Annotated in this window: 17 protein-coding genes, 1 pseudogene and 1 other annotated feature; of the genes and pseudogenes, 17 read left to right on the top strand and 1 reads right to left on the bottom strand. The window is 38.7% G+C overall.

The features are described 5' to 3' along the window. Positions 1–60 precede the first annotated feature (60 nt). The 15 genes and pseudogenes from FOL01_RS07845 to FOL01_RS07775 all read left to right on the top strand — a co-directional run bounded on the left by FOL01_RS07845 (position 61) and on the right by FOL01_RS07775 (position 16,032). Positions 61–1,209, top strand: a complete 1,149-nt coding sequence (locus tag FOL01_RS07845) for a D-alanine--D-alanine ligase family protein (RefSeq protein WP_075270100.1) — start codon at positions 61–63, stop codon at positions 1,207–1,209. A 212-nt stretch (positions 1,210–1,421) separates the two neighbouring features. Beyond that, positions 1,422–1,949: a YqeG family HAD IIIA-type phosphatase gene (locus FOL01_RS07840; RefSeq protein WP_075270099.1), complete on the top strand. Its 528-nt coding sequence runs from the start codon at positions 1,422–1,424 to the stop codon at positions 1,947–1,949. Next, positions 1,942–3,084: a ribosome biogenesis GTPase YqeH gene (gene yqeH, locus FOL01_RS07835; protein ID WP_075270098.1), complete on the top strand. Its 1,143-nt coding sequence runs from the start codon at positions 1,942–1,944 to the stop codon at positions 3,082–3,084. The genes FOL01_RS07840 and yqeH overlap by 8 nt, the downstream gene beginning before the upstream one ends. A gap of 2 nt (positions 3,085–3,086) precedes the next feature. After that, positions 3,087–3,401, top strand: coding sequence for a ribosome assembly RNA-binding protein YhbY (gene yhbY, locus FOL01_RS07830; protein WP_075270097.1), 315 nt, complete (start codon positions 3,087–3,089; stop codon positions 3,399–3,401). Positions 3,402–3,425: 24 nt separating this feature from the next. Further along, entirely contained in the window at positions 3,426–4,064 is a 639-nt protein-coding gene (locus tag FOL01_RS07825; protein ID WP_075270096.1) for a nicotinate-nucleotide adenylyltransferase, read from the top strand. Further along, the gene (yqeK, locus tag FOL01_RS07820) at positions 4,054–4,650 is read left to right on the top strand and encodes a bis(5'-nucleosyl)-tetraphosphatase (symmetrical) YqeK (RefSeq protein ID WP_075270095.1); all 597 of its coding nucleotides are present in this window, start codon (positions 4,054–4,056) and stop codon (positions 4,648–4,650) included. The genes FOL01_RS07825 and yqeK overlap by 11 nt, the downstream gene beginning before the upstream one ends. A gap of 3 nt (positions 4,651–4,653) precedes the next feature. Then, entirely contained in the window at positions 4,654–5,028 is a 375-nt protein-coding gene (gene rsfS, locus FOL01_RS07815; protein WP_075270094.1) for a ribosome silencing factor, read from the top strand. Continuing rightward, positions 5,028–5,774 carry a class I SAM-dependent DNA methyltransferase gene (locus FOL01_RS07810; RefSeq protein ID WP_075270093.1) on the top strand — a complete coding sequence of 249 codons (747 nt, stop codon included), beginning with the start codon at positions 5,028–5,030 and terminating at the stop codon, positions 5,772–5,774. The genes rsfS and FOL01_RS07810 overlap by 1 nt, the downstream gene beginning before the upstream one ends. A gap of 17 nt (positions 5,775–5,791) precedes the next feature. After that, a complete protein-coding gene (locus FOL01_RS07805) occupies positions 5,792–6,973 on the top strand; it encodes a nucleotidyltransferase (protein ID WP_075270092.1) in 1,182 nt (393 codons plus the stop codon). A 16-nt stretch (positions 6,974–6,989) separates the two neighbouring features. Beyond that, the gene (locus FOL01_RS07800; protein WP_075270091.1) at positions 6,990–7,535 is read left to right on the top strand and encodes a YceD family protein; all 546 of its coding nucleotides are present in this window, start codon (positions 6,990–6,992) and stop codon (positions 7,533–7,535) included. A gap of 94 nt (positions 7,536–7,629) precedes the next feature. Next, on the top strand, positions 7,630–10,287 hold the full coding sequence (mutS, locus tag FOL01_RS07795) for a DNA mismatch repair protein MutS (RefSeq protein WP_075270090.1): 2,658 nt from the start codon (positions 7,630–7,632) through the stop codon (positions 10,285–10,287). Positions 10,288–10,301: 14 nt separating this feature from the next. Then, positions 10,302–12,329, top strand: coding sequence for a DNA mismatch repair endonuclease MutL (gene mutL, locus FOL01_RS07790; protein WP_075270089.1), 2,028 nt, complete (start codon positions 10,302–10,304; stop codon positions 12,327–12,329). Positions 12,330–12,357: 28 nt separating this feature from the next. Further along, complete coding sequence (locus FOL01_RS07785; protein ID WP_075270088.1) at positions 12,358–12,819, top strand: flavodoxin; 462 nt, start codon at positions 12,358–12,360, stop codon at positions 12,817–12,819. A gap of 44 nt (positions 12,820–12,863) precedes the next feature. Further along, positions 12,864–13,066, top strand: a binding site (T-box leader). A gap of 82 nt (positions 13,067–13,148) precedes the next feature. Beyond that, positions 13,149–15,009 (top strand): annotated as a pseudogene (gene thrS, locus FOL01_RS07780) (threonine--tRNA ligase); the annotation flags it as partial. A 294-nt stretch (positions 15,010–15,303) separates the two neighbouring features. Further along, complete coding sequence (locus FOL01_RS07775) at positions 15,304–16,032, top strand: glucosamine-6-phosphate deaminase (RefSeq protein ID WP_075270086.1); 729 nt, start codon at positions 15,304–15,306, stop codon at positions 16,030–16,032. A gap of 128 nt (positions 16,033–16,160) precedes the next feature. Here FOL01_RS07775 and FOL01_RS07770 read toward each other — a convergent pair whose 3' ends face one another. After that, positions 16,161–17,501 (bottom strand): ISL3 family transposase, encoded by a 1,341-nt coding sequence (locus tag FOL01_RS07770; protein WP_075269323.1) that lies wholly within the window; start codon positions 17,499–17,501, stop codon positions 16,161–16,163. Between the two features lie 310 nt (positions 17,502–17,811). Here FOL01_RS07770 and FOL01_RS07765 point away from each other — a divergent pair, with 310 nt between their 5' ends. Together FOL01_RS07765 and FOL01_RS07760 are read left to right on the top strand one after the other, a co-directional pair. Further along, on the top strand, positions 17,812–18,306 hold the full coding sequence (locus tag FOL01_RS07765) for a hypothetical protein (protein ID WP_075270085.1): 495 nt from the start codon (positions 17,812–17,814) through the stop codon (positions 18,304–18,306). Positions 18,307–18,388: 82 nt separating this feature from the next. Beyond that, positions 18,389–18,931, top strand: coding sequence for an ECF-type riboflavin transporter substrate-binding protein (locus tag FOL01_RS07760; RefSeq protein ID WP_075270084.1), 543 nt, complete (start codon positions 18,389–18,391; stop codon positions 18,929–18,931). Positions 18,932–18,970 lie beyond the last annotated feature (39 nt).

Here is an 18,970-nt window from a genome sequence, read left to right as displayed (position 1 = left end):
ATGTGTTATACTTAGGTTTCTACACAAATCAGTTTGACAGACAAGGGGAGATTAACCATTATGTCAGAAAAATTAAATATTGCAATGTTGTTTGGTGGTAACTCATCAGAGCACGATGTTTCAAAACGTTCAGCGCATAACATTTATGATGCGATGAATAAAGAGAAGTATAATGTCACAGTCTTTTTGATTTCAAAAGACGGCATTATTATTAATGCTGAAGATTCATGGCGCGTTTTCGAGGGCGAAGATGAAGATGCCATCGTAGCAGCAGCTAAGGACAAGATGGACATGTCTAATCCGCTAGCACCAATTGCTGTTTTGGGGGAAATGGCCGATATTGATTTCTTCTACCCAGTGGTCCATGGAAACTTAGGGGAAGATGGGACATTACAAGCATTATTCCGCTTGCTACAAAAGCCTTATCTAGGACCTGGTATTGCAGCCTCTGCAATGTCATTTGATAAGGACTTGACGAAGCGTATTTTGAATCAAGCCGGTGTACGTAATACGGATTACGTACTATTGACTGATCAAAATTATCAAGATTACACATACGCAGAGTTAGTTAAAGAACTAAATTCAAACGTGTTGTTTGTTAAGGCATCTAGCCAAGGATCTTCTGTTGGTGTTTCTCGTGTAACCAATGAAGATGAATATAAGGCAGCTTTGAAGGACTCATTCCAGTATGATTATAAAATCTTGGTTGAGGGTGCTCTTGATAAGCCACGTGAAGTCTTTATCTCAATCTTAGGTAATGAAAACCCACGTGCTTCTCGTCTAGGGGGAATCGTATTACCAGAAGACGATGTGTGGTACGACTACAACAACAAATTCGTGGATGCCTCTGGTATGGTGTTCGAATTGCCTGTTGAGTTAGATCAATCATTGACAGATGAAATTACTGAGATGGCCTTGAAGGCATATAAGGCACTTGGATTAGTTGGCTTGACACGTATGGACTTCATGATTGATAACGATGGTGTACCATATCTTGGTGAGCCAAATACTTTGCCAGGATTCACTAATATTTCATTGTATCCACAAATGTGGGAAGTTTCTGGTATTAGTTATACTAACTTGATTGATGAATTGATTGCATACGGAATTGCCGAATTTGATCGTCAAAATAAGTTATCATATGATTTTGTGTCTCTTGGTGAGGAACAAATGGGTGAAAAGCAATACAATGCTGAAGTAGCTAAATAAACATATAAATGAAACTGGGACATAAGTAAGTGTTCCAGTTTCTTTTTGTTTAAAAGTAACAATTATAATGTAAAATAAACGTGACAGTCGACAGTGAAATAGATACGCTTGAGCGCGGAATTTGTTATAAGAGGCCAGTAGTTGGGTTCTTTCTAAAATTGCTCATTTAGCGTATACTTTATAATAAGATTAATAGTGGAAAAGGACGAAAAATGACGAATTCATTTACCCCAACTTGGATGATTGATGCAATTTATTGTGTAACGCCAGAACAATTACGTCAGCATAATATCAAGGCAGTTTTAACGGATTTAGATAATACATTAGTGGCTTGGAATAACCCGGATGGGACACAAGAGTTGCATGATTGGCTGTTAGAAATGCAACAAGCAGAGATACCAGTGATGATTATTTCAAATAATTCAGCAAGCCGGATTGCGCGGGTTGCTGATCCGCTCAAATTGAACTTTGTTTCTCGAGCTTTAAAACCAATGACACGTGGTTTAAAAGAAGCAACAACTATTCTACAATTACAACCAAGTGAGGTTGTTATGGTAGGTGATCAGTTGTTAACTGATGTTTGGTCAGCGCATAATGCTGGCATGCGAAGTATTTTAGTGAAGCCGCTGATTGAAACAGACCAATGGAATACAAAAATTAACCGCTTTTTTGAGAAAGGCGTAAAGCGCAATATGCTAAAAGATAACCCACAATTGCAATGGAGGAAAGAGCTTGACTAGCGAAGAGACTGTACGTCAGTACATTGATGAAGGATTACGGTGCATTGGCTGTGGTGCATTGATTCAAACTGATAATAAAAATGAGATTGGTTATACACCAATCTCAGCTCTTTTGAAGAGCTTTGAGAATGATGAGGTGTTTTGCCAACGATGCTTCCGTTTACGACACTATAATGAAATTCAACCAGTTAATTTAACCGATGATGATTTCCGTCGTTTGTTAGAACAAATTGCAGATACGAACTCATTAGTTGTTTATGTAATGGATGTCTTTGACTTTTCTGGTTCATTAATTCCAGGATTGCACCGCTTTGTTGGTAATAATGATGTGTTGTTAGTAGGAAACAAGGTTGATGTATTACCACGTTCGTTAAAGCGCACAAAAATTAAGGATTGGATGAGACAGCAAGCAAATATTGCTGGGTTACGTCCGCTTGATGTTGCCCTGACTTCAGGAAAAAATGGTGATGCAATTGCTCATTTACTTGATTTAATTGAAAAATATCGTCATGGCCGTTCAGTTTATGTAGTCGGCGTAACGAATGTTGGAAAATCAACTTTGATTAACCAAATCATTAAAGAAGTTACTGGTGATCGTGACGATGTTATTACAACGTCGCGTTTCCCTGGAACAACTTTAGATCGTATTGAGATTCCGTTAGATGATGAAAGTAACATTGTTGATACGCCAGGAATTATTCATCAGGATCAAATGGCACATTATCTAAGTGCTGCTGACTTGAAATACGTTTCACCACAAAAGGAAATTAAGCCGACAACGTTCCAATTAAATGCTGGACAAACATTGTTCATGGGAGCGCTAGCACGCTTTGATTACATTCAAGGTGATCGTGCAGGAATTACAGCTTATTTTGAAAATAACTTATTGATACATAGAACAAAGTTGGCAAATGCCGATAATTTTTATGATAAGCATGCTGGTGATCTATTGGCACCACCAACGGCAGCAGGCCTAGATGAATTGCCACCATTACAACGGCATGAATTTAAAACGATAGTAAAGACGGACATTGTGATTGATGGTTTGGGTTGGATAACTGTACCAGCTGATACCGTCGTCGCAGGATGGGCACCAAAGGGTGTTTCAGTATTAACACGAAGGGCAATGATTTAAACATGATATCACTACGAGGAAAACAAAAACGCTATTTACGAGCAGCTGCACATGATATGCGACCACTATTTAGTGTGGGTAAGCAAGGGTTGACTGAAAATTGGTTAAACCAATTGGTCGATGCTATTAATAAACGTGAACTTTTTAAGGTTAACATTCTAGCAAATGCAGATGTTGACGTAACTGAATTAAAGCAATTTATTGAAAGTAATTCGTCTATTCAAGTTGTACAAACAATTGGTCGTACCTTGGTATTGTTTGGCGAATCTCAAGAAAAGGAGAATCGTCACTATTCAGTGGCTGTTCAAAAAATTTAAGAAATAAGCAATGGGAGATGGCGTATGGCAACCACATTAAAGCAATTTGTTACGCAGATTCAGGTAGAGCCTGAGTCCGCTGATAAAAAGAAAAAAATAGGGATTATTGGTGGCACATTTAATCCACCACATGTTGGTCATCTCATCATTGCCGAGCAGGTTGCAGATAAACTAGGCTTGGATAAAGTATATTTTATGCCGAATGCAAAGCCACCCCACGTTGATACAAAGGAAGCAATCGATCCGATTGACCGTGCACGCATGGTTCAAGCCGCCATTGCGGGTAATAGTCATTTTGATATTGAGCTATTAGAAGTACAACGGGGTGGAAAAAGTTATTCTTATAACACAATGTTGCAATTAACGATTGAACATCCTAACTATGATTATTACTTTATTATTGGTGGGGATGAAGTGGCCTATCTCAATACCTGGTATCGCATTGATGATTTATTAAAATTAGTAAAATTTGTTGGTGTTAATCGACCGGGGCAATCACGGGAGGCTGCGTATCCAGTTCTATGGGTCGATGTGCCTAACTTAGCGATCAGTTCAACAGATATTCGGCATCGAATTGCACACCATAAGAGTGTGCGTTACTTGGTCCCTGATTTAGTCGCTGCGTATATTGTAGAAAATGGGTTATATTTAAATGACAGATAAACTAGTTTATACAAAAAATATTTATAATGGTTCTCGAGAAGAGTTGGTAGAAAAAGTTAAAGCAGCTTTATCAGACAAGCGATTCCAGCATGTTTTGCGGGTTGAAGAGATGGCTATTAAATTAGCTGATCAATGGCAGGTTGATAAAGAGTTAGCTTCGATTACCGCTCTAACACACGACTATGCTAAAGAGCGTTCTGACATCGATTTTTTGAACAAAATCAGTGAAAAAAAGTTAGATACCGATTTAAAAAATTGGGGAAATAATGTTTGGCATGGTGTTGTTGGCGCTGAAATGGTTAAAGATGAATTAGGTATTAACCATGAAGATATTTTAAACGCCATTCGTCAGCATACAACTGGCGGTGTGACCATGACCAAATTAAGTCAGGTTCTATACATGGCAGATTATATTGAAGAAGCTCGTGATTTTCCAGGTATCGATGAAGTACGAGCACTGGCATTTAAGGATTTAGCAGCCAGTGTTGGCTGGCAAACGGCCCATACTTTAGCTTATCTTGTGGATAAGCAAGTAAAAATTTATCCGGGAACTTTACTAACGTATAATGCATGGAGTGTTAAATAAAAAATGATAAGTAGTAATGTTAATGACATGTTGGCAGTAGCTGTTAAAGCAGCGGATAGTAAGCGAGCAGAAGATTTAGTCGCATTGGATATTCATGAAATGAGTATCATTGCAGATGATTATTTGATTTTAAGCGCCCCAACTGAACGACAAGTTATCGCGATTGCTGATGAAATAATCGATAAAATGGCAGAAGCAGGTTTTAACTTGGTCAATCAAGAGGGACGTACTGAAGGTCAATGGGTACTATTAGACTTCGGTGATTTGATTGTTCACGTATTCAAAACGGAAACTCGTGAATTCTATCAACTAGAAAAAAGCTGGCAAGCTGCACCAGAAGTTGAAATTGATCAATGGATCATTAAGGAAGATTTCTAATGAATTATCAAACGTTTGCTAAATTGTATGACGATTTATTCGATGAAGATGCATATGCTGACTGGCAATCATATGCACAAACACATGTTCATTCAAAAACTGGCAAGTTGCTTGAGCTGGCTGGTGGTGCTGGTCGTTTGGCTATTTTATTAAAGCAGCACGGTTTTGAAGATGTATCCGTCTTTGACTTGTCGCCGGAAATGCTATCGTTGGCGGCTGAGCATGCTGAAGAAGCACAAGTTGACCTTCCCTTAATCGAGGGTGATATGCGTGAATGGTCGGATTTAAAACAGAAATATACCACAATTACTTCATTTGCCGACTCTTTTAATTATTTAGCAAACACAAAAGAAGTTTTAGCAACGTTTAAGCAAGTTGCTAGTCATCTTGAACCCAATGGTCAGTTTTTATTTGATGTGATTTCACCTTGGCAGACAGATGTGTACTATCCGGGATATATGTATAACTGGCATGATGAAGAAACGGCATTTATGTGGTCGACGTATGGTATTGAAGATATGCCGCATACCGTTGAACATGAATTAACTTTCTTTGTTTATAACGAGGATATTGATGGCTACCAACAAATTCAAGAAATTCATACAGAACGCACTTATGACATTGAAACATATCAACGATTGCTAAAAAAAGCAGGATTCAAAGATATTCAGGTTTCCGCAGACTTTGGTAGAAGTGAAGTGACACCAGAGTCAGATCGTTGGTTCTTTAGTGCTACAAAGGCATAAGATAGGAAAGATGTGTTATGACAGCAGTTGGTATTATTGCAGAATATAATCCGTTTCATAATGGGCATGCTTATCATTTAGCGCAAGCCAAGATGTTAACCGGTGCAGAAACGGCTGTTGTCGTGATGTCAGGCAATTTTGTACAACGTGGTGTACCAGCAGTATTTGATAAATGGCAACGCACATCGCTTGCGCTTGAGGGTGGGGCTGATGTTGTTTATGAATTACCATTTGCATTTGCTGTTCAACCAGCGCATTTATTTGCGCGTGGTGCCGTTAACTTATTAGCTAGAGCTGGTGTAGATACGATTGTCTTCGGTGCTGAACATGCCCAATTAGATTTTCTTGCTTTGGCCAAGCAGGCGCGCAGTTTATTAATGAGTAATCAGGCTTTTCGGACAGATTATACACAAACTTATGCCACTGTGTTTAATGATGTGTTGGCTCAGGCAACTGGTGAACGGCTTTCTGAGCCTAATGATCTGCTAGGATTTGCATATGCGACAGCGGTTTTAGAACTTGATTTAGCGGATGAAATCCGTTTATTACCAATTCAACGAATCGGGGCAGCATACCACCAAACTGCAATTACGGATAGCCAGATTGCAAGTGCAACTGCCTTACGTGACCTTATGCAACGGCGAGTATCAGCGCATGAATACGAGGCATTTGTTTCGTCGCAGGCGGCAGGTTTACTTAGTCAGGGACCACAAACAAAAGAATGGTCAACGGATTGGTATCATTTGTTGCAATATAAGGTATTGACTACACCGGTTGAAGACTTATCAACAATTTATCAGCTGAATGATGGGCTAGCCTATCGACTAAAAGAACAGATGACACGTCAGACAGATGCTGACTACCAAACGTTTATGACGTCGTTTAAAAGTAAGCGATATACTTGGTCAAGATTACAACGAACATTGTTGTACACGTTACTTAATATTCGTCAGCAAGAGATGCAACAGGCATTAGATCAACCTTATTTGCGACTATTAGGTGCAAGTAAAACAGGGCGAGCGTTTATTAAACAGCAACGAAAGCATGTATCAATACCTGTTGTCAATCATGTAACCCATGAGGATACGACAGGCATCTTGACATTGGATTATCGTGCCGGCAAGCTGTATGAATTAATGATAAAACAACCAGTACGACAAGCGATGGATACAGGTCGTATTCCGCTATTTACTAAATGAGAAAGGGAGTAAATATATGAAGTGGCAATTTTCAGAATTACAAACTTATAAAGATGAACCACTACCATTTAATGAAACGGTAACGCTTAAGGAAGACTTATTAACGCAATTTGGTGATGTCATCAAGGACATTACACCAGTTAATGTTTCTGGTTTTGCACAAAGTGACGATGATGACGTCCTTATTCATGCCCACGTAACGGGAGAGTTAGTAACACCTTCGACAAGATCATTACAACCAGTTACATTGCCAATTGATTTGGGTATTGATGAAATTTATATTCAAGATAAGCAACATGAAGATCGCTACAGTGATGAAGAATCAGTGATTGTCGTTGATGATGGTAAAATCAATTTTGATGAAGCTATCCTTGAATACATCGTGCTATCAATTCCACTACAAGTTTTGACCGAGGAAGAAATGACCAACGGAGCGATGCCCACAGGTGAAGACTGGTCAGTGATTTCAGAAGAAACGTTTGAAAAGAAAAAGCAAGAGACCAAACAACAAAATACACCTTTGTCAGGTTTAGCTGATCTATTGAAAGATGATGAAAAATAAATCTTGGTAATTGTTTGTTGATAAACATATAATAGGGACAAGACCAGAGCAAATCGTGTTCTGGTCTTGTTTGTTAGAGAAAGGATTGCTTAGAATGGCTAAACCAAAAACGACTCCCATGATGACCCAATATAATGAAATCAAAGCACAATATCCAGATGCTTTCTTATTTTATCGACTGGGAGACTTTTATGAGCTATTTAATGAGGATGCGGTTGTTGGGTCACAAATTCTCGAATTAACATTAACGCAACGTAATAAAAATTCTGCTAAGCCAATTCCAATGGCCGGTGTGCCCCATCATGCAGCCCAAAATTATATTGATATTTTGGTTGATAAGGGCTATAAAGTGGCGGTGGTTGAACAAATGGAGAACCCCGCTGATGCAGAAGGAATGGTTAAGCGTGAGGTTGTCCAGCTGGTGACGCCAGGAACACGGATGAAAACGTCTGCTGATGCAGCCAAGGAAAACAATTATTTAGTTGGTCTAGCCACTACAAATATCGATGACTATGGGCTAGCTTATACTGATTTATCGACGGGTGAAATTAAAGTAACTGATTTACAAAGTGTGAATGGTGTTTTAAATGAAATTAGTCGCTTAGAGACAAAGGAAGTTGTCACAGCAGATGAATTACCAAGTGATTTACAGGCTAGTTTAACTAACCTAGGTATCTTGGTTTCTAAAATTGATCAACAAACTGATGAACATGCGGAAATTGCCTTTTTGATACAGAACCTGACAAAAACGGCCCATAAAACGGCTGCCGATACGTTATTAAAATATTTGTTTGAGACGCAAAAGCGCTCATTGGATCATTTGCAGCAAGCGACGGCATACGAAGTTGCGCAATATTTAAAAATGGATCGGCATTCACGTGCTAATTTGGAATTAACCGTTAATTTACGGACGCAACAACGGTCAGGAACACTATTATGGTTATTAGACGAAACGAAGACCGCCATGGGTGGTCGAGCCCTCAAACAATGGTTGGAACAACCATTGTTAGATGCTGACTTATTGACCCAACGTTATGATAAGATTGGTGAACTAATTAAGGACTTCTTTGGTCGTGCAGCGCTACAAGAAGCACTACAAGCCGTATATGATTTAGAGCGACTAGCAGGTCGCGTTGCTTATGGGACTGCTAATGGTCGTGATTTATTGCAATTACGTAATTCATTACGCCAGGTTCCGGAAATATTAGCGATTCTAGGAGACTTGGATCCCGCAATATTTGGCCAACTCCATGCGCAAATTGATCCTGTGGCTGACATTGAAACATTGATCAGTGATGCCATTACAGATGAGCCACCAATTTCTGTGACTGATGGTGGCGTCATTCGTGCGGGCTATGATGAGCAATTAGATAGCTACCGAGATATTATGACAAACGGTAAGACCTGGTTGGCTGAATTAGAAGCACATGAACGTGAAGCGACGGGTATTAATTCACTAAAGATTGGTTTTAACAAAGTCTTTGGCTATTATATTGAAGTCACTAAAGCCAATATTTCAAAGCTGGATCCGGAACGATATACACGTAAACAAACGTTAGTTAATGCTGAACGCTTTATTACACCTGAGTTAAAAGAACGTGAACAATTGATTCTAGAAGCAGAATCAAAGTCAAGTGAACTGGAATATCAATTATTTGCTAAAGTTCGCGGTATTATCAAAGAGAATATTCAGCGTATACAAGGATTAGCAGCTCATTTAGCACAATTAGATGTCTTACAATCGTTAGCTACTGTCGCTGAAAAGTATCATTTTGTACGGCCAACATTGACTGATGAACAAACGATTGCGATAAAAGAAGGTCGTCATCCGGTGGTGGAAAAAGTGTTAGGACACCAATCTTACGTGGCTAATGATGTTGATATGCAACCGAGTGATACGATTTTATTGATTACTGGTCCGAATATGTCTGGTAAGTCTACTTATATGCGGCAACTAGCTTTGATCGTTATCATGGCTCAAATTGGTTCGTTCGTGCCAGCTGAAGAAGCTACCTTACCAGTTTTTGATCAAATTTTTACCCGTATTGGAGCAGCTGATGATTTGATTTCAGGAAATTCAACGTTTATGGTTGAAATGGCTGAGGCCAATACGGCGCTACAAAATGCAACAAAGCATTCATTAATTTTGTTTGACGAACTAGGACGTGGAACCGCTACGTATGATGGGATGGCGTTAGCGCAAGCAATTATTGAGTATGTTCATCAACATACGCAAGCGAAGACGTTATTCTCGACCCATTATCATGAATTAACAGCGTTGGCAGATGAATTGACCGCACTACGTAATGTACATGTTGGGGCAAACGAAGAAAACGGCGAATTGATTTTTTCACATAAAGTGTTACCAGGCCCAGCTGACCAAAGTTATGGTATCAATGTTGCCAAGTTGGCCGGGTTACCAGAAAGTTTAATTGATCGCGCAGCTAAGATTTTGGCAAATTTGGAAACGCAAGATGTATCATTAAAGACAGCGCCGATGCAAGCGACGCAACTGGCTGATACTGTTACCACTATGGCAACGACTGACACGTCAGCAACCGACACACCAATTGAGCAAGCACAAGTAACAGAAACACAAGCGGATGCACAATTATCTTTGTTTGATTTACCCGATCCAATCGATCCGGCGACGAAACAAGTTGTTGAGGAATTAAAGAATACTAATGTTGCAGGTATGACACCATTAGAAGCGTTGATGAAACTAAATGAGTGGCAACAAACAATACAATAAGTGAGGTAGAATGTATGGCTGAAATTCATGAATTATCGGAACTCCTTGCCAATCAAATTGCGGCTGGTGAGGTAATTGAACGGCCAGGTTCTGTTGTCAAAGAATTGGTAGAGAACGCTTTGGATGCGCATGCCACTCAAATTGATATTTTAGTTGAAGAAGCAGGTGTTAAATCGATTCGGGTTATTGATAATGGGGAAGGTATTCCTACTAATCAAGTGGCTCAGGCTTTTTTACGACATGCAACGTCAAAAATTAGTTCGCGACAAGATTTATTTCGTGTGCACTCATTAGGATTCCGTGGTGAGGCTTTGCCATCCATTGCGTCTGTGGCAGATGTGACGTTACAAACAGCTACTGATGATGCGCAACAAGGTGCCCAGGTACACTATCAGGGTGGGAAACTAATTACTGAAACGGGGACTAATGCACGCCGAGGAACAGACATTACTGTGTCAGATTTGTTTTTTAACACGCCGGCGCGCTTAAAATATTTGAAATCTCAAGCAACGGAATTATCGCAGATTGTTGATGTGATCAACCGCTTAGCAATGAGTTACCCTGATGTTGCTTTTCACTTAGTGCATAATGGTAAAGAGTTATTGCAGACAGCGGGTAATGGTAACTTACAACAAGTTATTGCCAGTGTGTACGGTGTCCAGCAAGCCCGTAAAATGTTGGCTGTTAACACGCATGACAATGATTTTGAAATCAATGGCTTTGTTTCTTTACCAGAGTTAACACGTTCTAATCGTTCATATATTTCAATCTTAATCAATGGTCGTTTTGTCAAAAATTATAATTTGAGTAAGGCCATTGTTAAAGGTTATGGATCGAAATTAATGGTGGGACGTTTTCCAATTGCTGTCTTACAGATTAAAATGGATCCACTATTAGTTGATGTGAATGTTCATCCCCAAAAACACGAGGTTCGTCTATCAAAAGAGCCCCAGTTAATGGCTTTGATTGAAGAAATGATTGTGCAGCGTTTTATTAACGAAAATCTGATACCGGATGCTTATGAGAATTACCTGCAAGGCCAACAAGCGAATCACGTTGAGCCAGAACATGATAATGATCGATTTATGACCCAGTTACGGGAAGCTTCAGTAACTTTTCATTCTGATGCTGATCAGCAGCCGCAGGACAGTCACCATGAGAACAATGAAGTGTTAGAAACACCAACAGCTAATCAATCGGATTTAATGCTAACGCAATCGAAAAATGATGAAGTTGTGCCAGTTATTGTCACAAAATCGGCAGATTTATCAGAAAAATCTGTAAAAGATTTTGTGGCCAAGTATTCGGATAGCCAAGACGTTCAGCCATTTACGGAAATGGCTAACCCGGTAGCTGCAGAAGATGTGACGTTAACGTGGTCAGATACGGAAGTGGCTGACGACCAGCGGCAGGATAAACCATTTCCTGATTTGCAATATATTGGTCAAATGCATGGTACCTTTTTATTTGCTCAATCACCAGATGGTTTTTATATTGTTGACCAACATGCTGCCCAAGAGCGAATTAAATATGAATATTATCGTGAAGAGATTAGCCAGGTCGGCCTGGAAAGTCAAAAATTGTTAGTACCGATTGTATTGAACTATCCCAAAATAGATATTTTAAAAATACAGGCACATGAAACGCAATTGGAACAGGTCGGTTTGTATTTGGAATCATTTGGCGAGGATGCTTTAATTGTCCGTGAACATCCAGGTTGGATGGTGAAGGGTCAAGAAGAAGCGACTATCCGTGAAATGATTGATTGGTTACTTCGTGATGGTAATATTACAACAAAAGATTTTCGTGAAAAAACAGCCATTATGATGTCATGTAAACGATCAATTAAAGCCAATTGGGCATTGAATGATTATGAAGCTCGTGGCTTGTTGAAGCAACTGGCACAGGCTAAAAATCCTTATAATTGTCCACATGGTCGACCGGTCTTAGTATCATTTACGAACACAGATATGGAAAAAATGTTTAAGCGAATTCAAGATTCTCATGAATCATGGGTTGAATACGATAATCATCCATTTTAATTTAATAGATAAGTAAGGGGAAAGATAAATGCAAGCAAAAGTTTATTTTGCAACGATTACGGGTAATAACGAAGATGTGGCCGATGTGATTGTTGAGACATTTCAAAATGAATCAGTTGAAGTCACTAAGGAAGATATCCAATTAGTTGATCCTCAGGATATTTCAAGCACAGATACAGATATTGTTGTCGTGGTACCATACACCTTTGATAAGGGATCATTACCTGATGAAGCATTGGATTTTTATGAAGACTTAGTTGATACAGATCTTAGCGGCATCGTTTACGGTGTATCAGGATCAGGTGACGATTTCTATGGTGATGATTTTGCGGTTGCCATTGATAAATTTGAACAACAATTTGAAAAAACTGGTGCCGTTAAAGGTGCTGAGGGTGTGAAGGTTAATTTGAGTCCTGATGCAACGGCTACTAAGGCATTACAGGCCTTTACAAAGCAACTCATTGTAACAGCTGACGAGCAAGCAAAATAAAACCCTTTTATTTTTAAACTTTTCAGGTATAATAATAGTCGAATATAAAAACGTTGAAGAAAACATGTCGTTTGACAGGTTATGTTAATAGAGAGCCAACGGTGGTGTGAGTTGGTAACATAGGTCAGACGGTACTATTTCCGAGTGTGCTGTGATATAAACGGCAACGTTTCCCGCGTTAAGGGATGAGAGTGTAACAGTTTTACTGTTATAAATTCGGGTGGTACCGTGTATAAGCGCCCCGTTATCAGATAAATTCTGATAATGGGACGCTTTTTGTTTTATTCCGATGTGATTTAATCGACAACAGATATTAAGGAGAAATAATTATGGCAGATGTACAAATTACATTTCCAGATGGTGCAGAAAAAACATTTTCAGTTGATACGACACCATTAGAAATTGCAAAAAGTATTTCAACATCATTAGCTAAAAAGGCCGTTTCTGGAAAGTTAAACGGTGAATATGTTGGTATGCATGATGCAATCAAAGAGAGTGGTGATTTTGAATTAATTACAAAAGATGATGAAGAAGCTCTACAATTACTTCGTCATTCCGTGTCACATTTATTGGCACAAGCTTTGAATCGTCTTTACCCAGACCAGATTCATTATGGGGTCGGACCATTTATTTCTAATGGTTTCTATTACGATACTGATAAGGTTGAAGGAAACCAAATTTCAGTTGAACAATTTCCTGAAATTGAAAAGATGATGAAGCGGATCGTTAAAGAGAACTTACCAATTGTATCTCGCGAGATTACCCGCGATGAAGCTTTGGATATGTTCAAGAATGATCCATATAAAATTGAATTAATTAATGATTTACCTGCTGATGAGCACATTTCAATTGCTGTTCAAGGTGAACATGTTGAGTTGGACCGTGGTGGTTTAGTGCCATCAACAGGTTGGATCAAGCACTTTAAGTTGACATCTGTTGCTGGTGCTTACTGGCGTGGTAAGTCATCTAATCCAATGCTACAGCGTATTTACGGAACCGCATTTTGGAATGCCGATGAGTTGGATGCTGAAATGAAGCGCCGTGCTGAAGCTAAAGAACGTGACCATCGTAAGATTGGTGCCGATCAAGACCTATTCTTTACCTCACAAGAAGTTGGTTCAGGTTTAGCCGTATGGATGCCTAATGGTGCTGCCATTCGTCGTACATTAGAGCGTTATATTGTTGACCGTGAAGTACAAGACGGTTATCAACATGTTTATACGCCAGTTTTGTCAAATCTAAACCTATATAAGCAATCTGGTCACTGGGATCATTATCGTGATGATATGTTCCCACCAATGGATATGGGCGATGGTGAATTCTTGGAATTGCGTCCAATGAACTGTCCATCACATATCATGGTCTACAAGCACCAACAACGTTCATACCGTGATTTGCCATTCCGTGTTGCTGAGCTTGGTATGATGCACCGTTATGAAAAGTCAGGAGCGTTGACTGGTTTGTCACGTGTCCGTGAAATGACATTGAATGATGGTCACACTTTTGTGATGCTTGACCAAATTGAGGATGAATTTAAGAAGATTTTGCAGTTGATGGTCGATGTTTACAAAGACTTTGATATCACTGATTACCGTTTCCGTTTGTCATACCGTGATCCTAAGAATACTGAGAAGTATTTTGATGATGACGATATGTGGGAGAAAGCACAGCGCATGTTGAAGGGTGCCATGGATGACATGGGCTTGGCATACTTTGAGGCCGAAGGTGAAGCGGCATTCTACGGTCCAAAGTTGGATGTACAAATCAAGACAGCCTTGGGTGGTGAAGAAACACTATCAACCATTCAGCTGGACTTCCTATTACCAGAGCGTTTTGATGTGACTTATGTTGGTTCAGATGGTGAGTTACACCGTCCAGTTATGATCCACCGTGGTATTATTTCAACGATGGAGCGCTTTACTGCCTACCTAACTGAGATGTATAAGGGAGCCTTCCCAACATGGTTAGCTCCTCATCAAGTACGTATTATCCCAGTTAACCGTGAGGCCCATGGTGAGTTCGCACAACAATTGACGGACCGTTTGGTTAAGCAAGGTATTCGTGCTGAATATGATGGCCGCAATGAGAAGTTAGGTTACTTGATTCGTAACGCACAATCATTGAAGATTCCATATACGCTAGTTATTGGTGATGAGGAAGTTTCAAATGATACGGTTACGATTCGTCGATTCGGTTCACGTGATACTAATGTTAAGTCTGTTGATCAATTTGAGAAAGACTTACTTGCAGATATTGCTAACCATTCACGCGCATTGGATACGCTTGAAAAAGCCGTTAAGGGTGAATAGACCTATTATTCATCATGAATAAATTTTAAATATAATGAAGTTGGGACAGTTTATTTTGTCTCAGCTTTTTTATTATGCGTGTGTTGAGGAATAGTGATGAATCGTTTTGATTGCAATTTTATTGTGAATGGTATATTATTGGTCTATACCAAAACGTTATAGATGGAGTGTAATCATGAAAATTATTGAAGTAAAAGATCAACAAGCAGGTGGTCAAGCTGGGTTTGATATTTTCAAACAAGCATTAGCAGATAAAGCACAAGTGTTTGGGTTAGCAACCGGTTCATCACCCATTTCAATTTATCAAGCATTAACAGCTAGCGATGTTGATTTTTCAGACAAAATTTCAATTAATTTAGATGAATATCAAGGACTAGCAGGGACACATGACCAGAGCTATCGTTACTTTATGAATCAAAATCTATTCAATGCGAAGCCATTTAAAGAAAGTTATGTTCCTAATGGGTTAGCTGATGATATTGCGGCGGAAACTGTGCGTTATGATAAAGTCATCGCTAACCACCCCATTGATTTGCAATTATTGGGATTAGGTCAAAACGGGCATATTGGGTTTAATGAACCAGGAACGTCATTTGATAGTCAAACACATGCTGTCGACTTAACACCATCAACAATTGCAGCCAATGCACGTTTTTTTGCCAATGAAGATGATGTGCCTCGCCGAGCTATTTCAATGGGAATTGGTAGTATCTTAAAGTCTAAGAAAATTCTATTAGTTGCCTATGGTGAGAATAAAGCAGACGCCGTCGCAGCAATGGTTGAGGGACCTGTTACAGAAAATATGCCAGCCAGTGCTTTACAAACACATTCAGATGTCACAGTGATTGTGGATCACGCAGCAGCTGCTAAAATCAAGAATCGTGAAAATATTATTGTGAAATAACGAGAATAGCAATAGCTTAAGTCTATATAAAACCTTGTGTCAGATTAAATCGGCTCTGTGTCAAATAGCGTGAAAAACAGTAAAATCGATTAATTAGGTTTGTGAAAAGCGACTGTGAATCTGACAGATTATATCAGATTCATGGTCGTTTTTTGTGTTAATAAGTTCATGAAGTTTACTTTAATTTGGTGACGATTAAATAGTTGTAGACGAATTCTGAAAAAGTAATTATGTGGGTTACCATAGCCGTAGGCCGTCCGGCCAATCTGTTTAATACGACGATTTGTTCCTTCAATACGTCCATTGGAAGCAGGATTTGAAAAGGCATTCTTAATACCTTTATAGTTTTTCTTGTAGCTTAAAATAACCTGATCCATTGCAGAATGGTTTGGTTTATACTGAGCTACAATTGCGGAGAAGTCATCAAAGGAATGATTCTGCTGGGATGTTAATATTGCTTGATAAACTTCATAAGCTTGCTTAAAGTGATGCGATAAACCAAACACTAGTTGTAAAGCATCCTGAGGGTACATGTATTCATTAATGCCTTTGAACCAACGAGTTTGGTTTAAATCCAGTTTGGTAAGGTTGGTAATGAAGAACTGCCAATTTGATTTCAGTAATTTGTAAACACGACTGTGTTTATTGTTAATGGCTCGTTGGATAGTGATTCTTGTAGATTGCACAGCTTTCATTGCCAGTTGAATAATGTGGAAACGATCAATAATTATTTGAGCATTGGGAAACATCTGTCTTAGAGGAGTACTATAGTTAGCGTTCATGTCTGTGACAACGTACTCTACTCGTTGTCGATTAGTTAAAGCATAATTCGACAAGTACTTTCGGATATTTGTGCTTGTTCTATTTGGGAAAAGCTCAATTAGTTCACTAGTACGACCATCGATCATTTCAAAACTATATTGATACTTAGCGTAATGAAATTCATCAACACAAATAACCGTTGGTAATTTTTTAGTGTAATTTGTTTGGTAGGCCTTGGCTGCGTGATGCATTAACTGATTCACTTTACTTGTTGATAAATGTAAAATATAGGCAATATTTTTTTCGGAAATATCACGTTTAGCCAAATCAATGATTTGGTGTAGTAAGGGTCGTGAGATTGATGACCTTTCCATAAAATCTGGTGATTGTGCAACAAAGGTACTCCGGCAACGACGACATTGGTAACGTTGTTTCGTTAAATATAAAATTTGTTGATAACCATTAGTGGTAGGTAATTTATACTTAGCGCTATCAGTACCCGATAAGTATAAATGATCAGTTAAACTAAAACCGCATTGTGGGCAGTATTCAGGAGGAGTAGCTAGACTGGCTTTATATAGTAAAACTAAATGATGATAATGCCCGTAAGGGACTAACTCATTGAAATTACCATCTTCAGAAATTATAAATTTAATATTTTTGTCTGTTAAACCAACTGAATTTAGGATAGAATCATTAATGGACATCAATAAATACCTCGTATCTGTTTTTTTCGTCGATTACATTTTACGCCGGTATCTTATTGGTGTCTTTTTGTTTGTGAAAAAGGCGAAATAAAAAGCGTGAAATTTTTAGTTTCACGCTAGAAAGTATAGAGCCATTAAATCTGGCACAAGGTTTTTTGTTTGTTGCGTTGCACCACCCAACAATTTGTTTAACCGTGTTACAACTAAATTCAAATCGTTTTTGCTCACACTCTGTTCGATACAGTGGCTAGTGTAAAACGTGTCCCGTGTGCTAAACTTATATATAAAGTTAGAGAAGAGGGGTTAACCCATGGAAATGACAGGAAATGATTTCATTGAAATCTTGACTGAAGAAAATTATAAACAAAAAACATTTGAAGCTGCTGATCAAGAGACGATTGCATTAGATGAGTTGTTTGCTTTTGTTGAAAAGAACGTTGCTGACAATCAAATATTTAGTGCAGAAGTGTTAATTAACGAGGAAGAGCCCATTAGTTTACGATTGGAAACGAGTCTCATCAATTTGCCAATTCGTTATACGAATGCAATTCGTAAAATTATCATTAATGATCCAGAGACAGAAGTATCATTGTATATGATCGTGGAACATCCATTAGTGACGAAATCACATTTGATTATCAAAAAGGCAGCGTCAGCACAGTCATTCTTGGATGATGCAACATCTGTTGAGGAAAAAATAGCCTCTTTTTTTAATGAACAAATTGAAGTAATCAATGAAAATAAGTTAAAAGCACTTGAAGAGGAAAAGGAAGCAGAAAAGGCTGCTGAAGATGAAACAAAGTAATCTTTGCATACATAACTTGGTTGAAAAATGTTTGGTTGTTTAGGGCACACGGTGTCGGTAGTTATATTGGAGGAATTAAATAATGAAACATAATGTTATCGCATCACATAAAGTGATTGGTACAATCATTAGTATTATTGTTTTCATAATTCTGTTTAAATATTTAGCGGTCCAAATCGGTGATACCACGGAGAATGCTACTTTGGCACCAGCCTGGTTATCGTTGGTAACAGCCATTTTTGGACCAATTTCAGGTGCGGTGACGGCTTTTATTGGTCATGCGACAAGTGACGCATTGGTTAATAGTACAACGGCAACTGTGTGGTGGACTTGGACGATTGCCGATAGTTTATTTGGTCTATTTATTGGTTTGATTACCCGGCGTTTAGCAATTTTTATTGGTGAATTAACAACAAGAAAGTTGGTCTTGTTTAATATTTGGCAATTACTTGCGAATATTGTTGTCTGGTTAATTATCGCACCTTTAGGAGATCACTGGGTCTACAATTTGTCACTGGTAGAATCAATGAAAGAAGGCGCATTGATTGTTTTGGTCAACACATTAGCCATTGCAATTATTGGGACAATGCTATTTAAGATTTACCAGCACTTTGCTGTTAATTAGTTCCAATATTTATGCACATAATTTAATGGTTAAATAGTT

The organism is Weissella thailandensis (genome assembly GCF_001932615.1).
GTDB classification, from domain to species: domain Bacteria; phylum Bacillota; class Bacilli; order Lactobacillales; family Lactobacillaceae; genus Weissella; species Weissella thailandensis.
The sequence above is the reverse complement of the archived record's forward strand: the minus strand, read 5'-3'. Positions and strand labels throughout refer to the sequence as shown.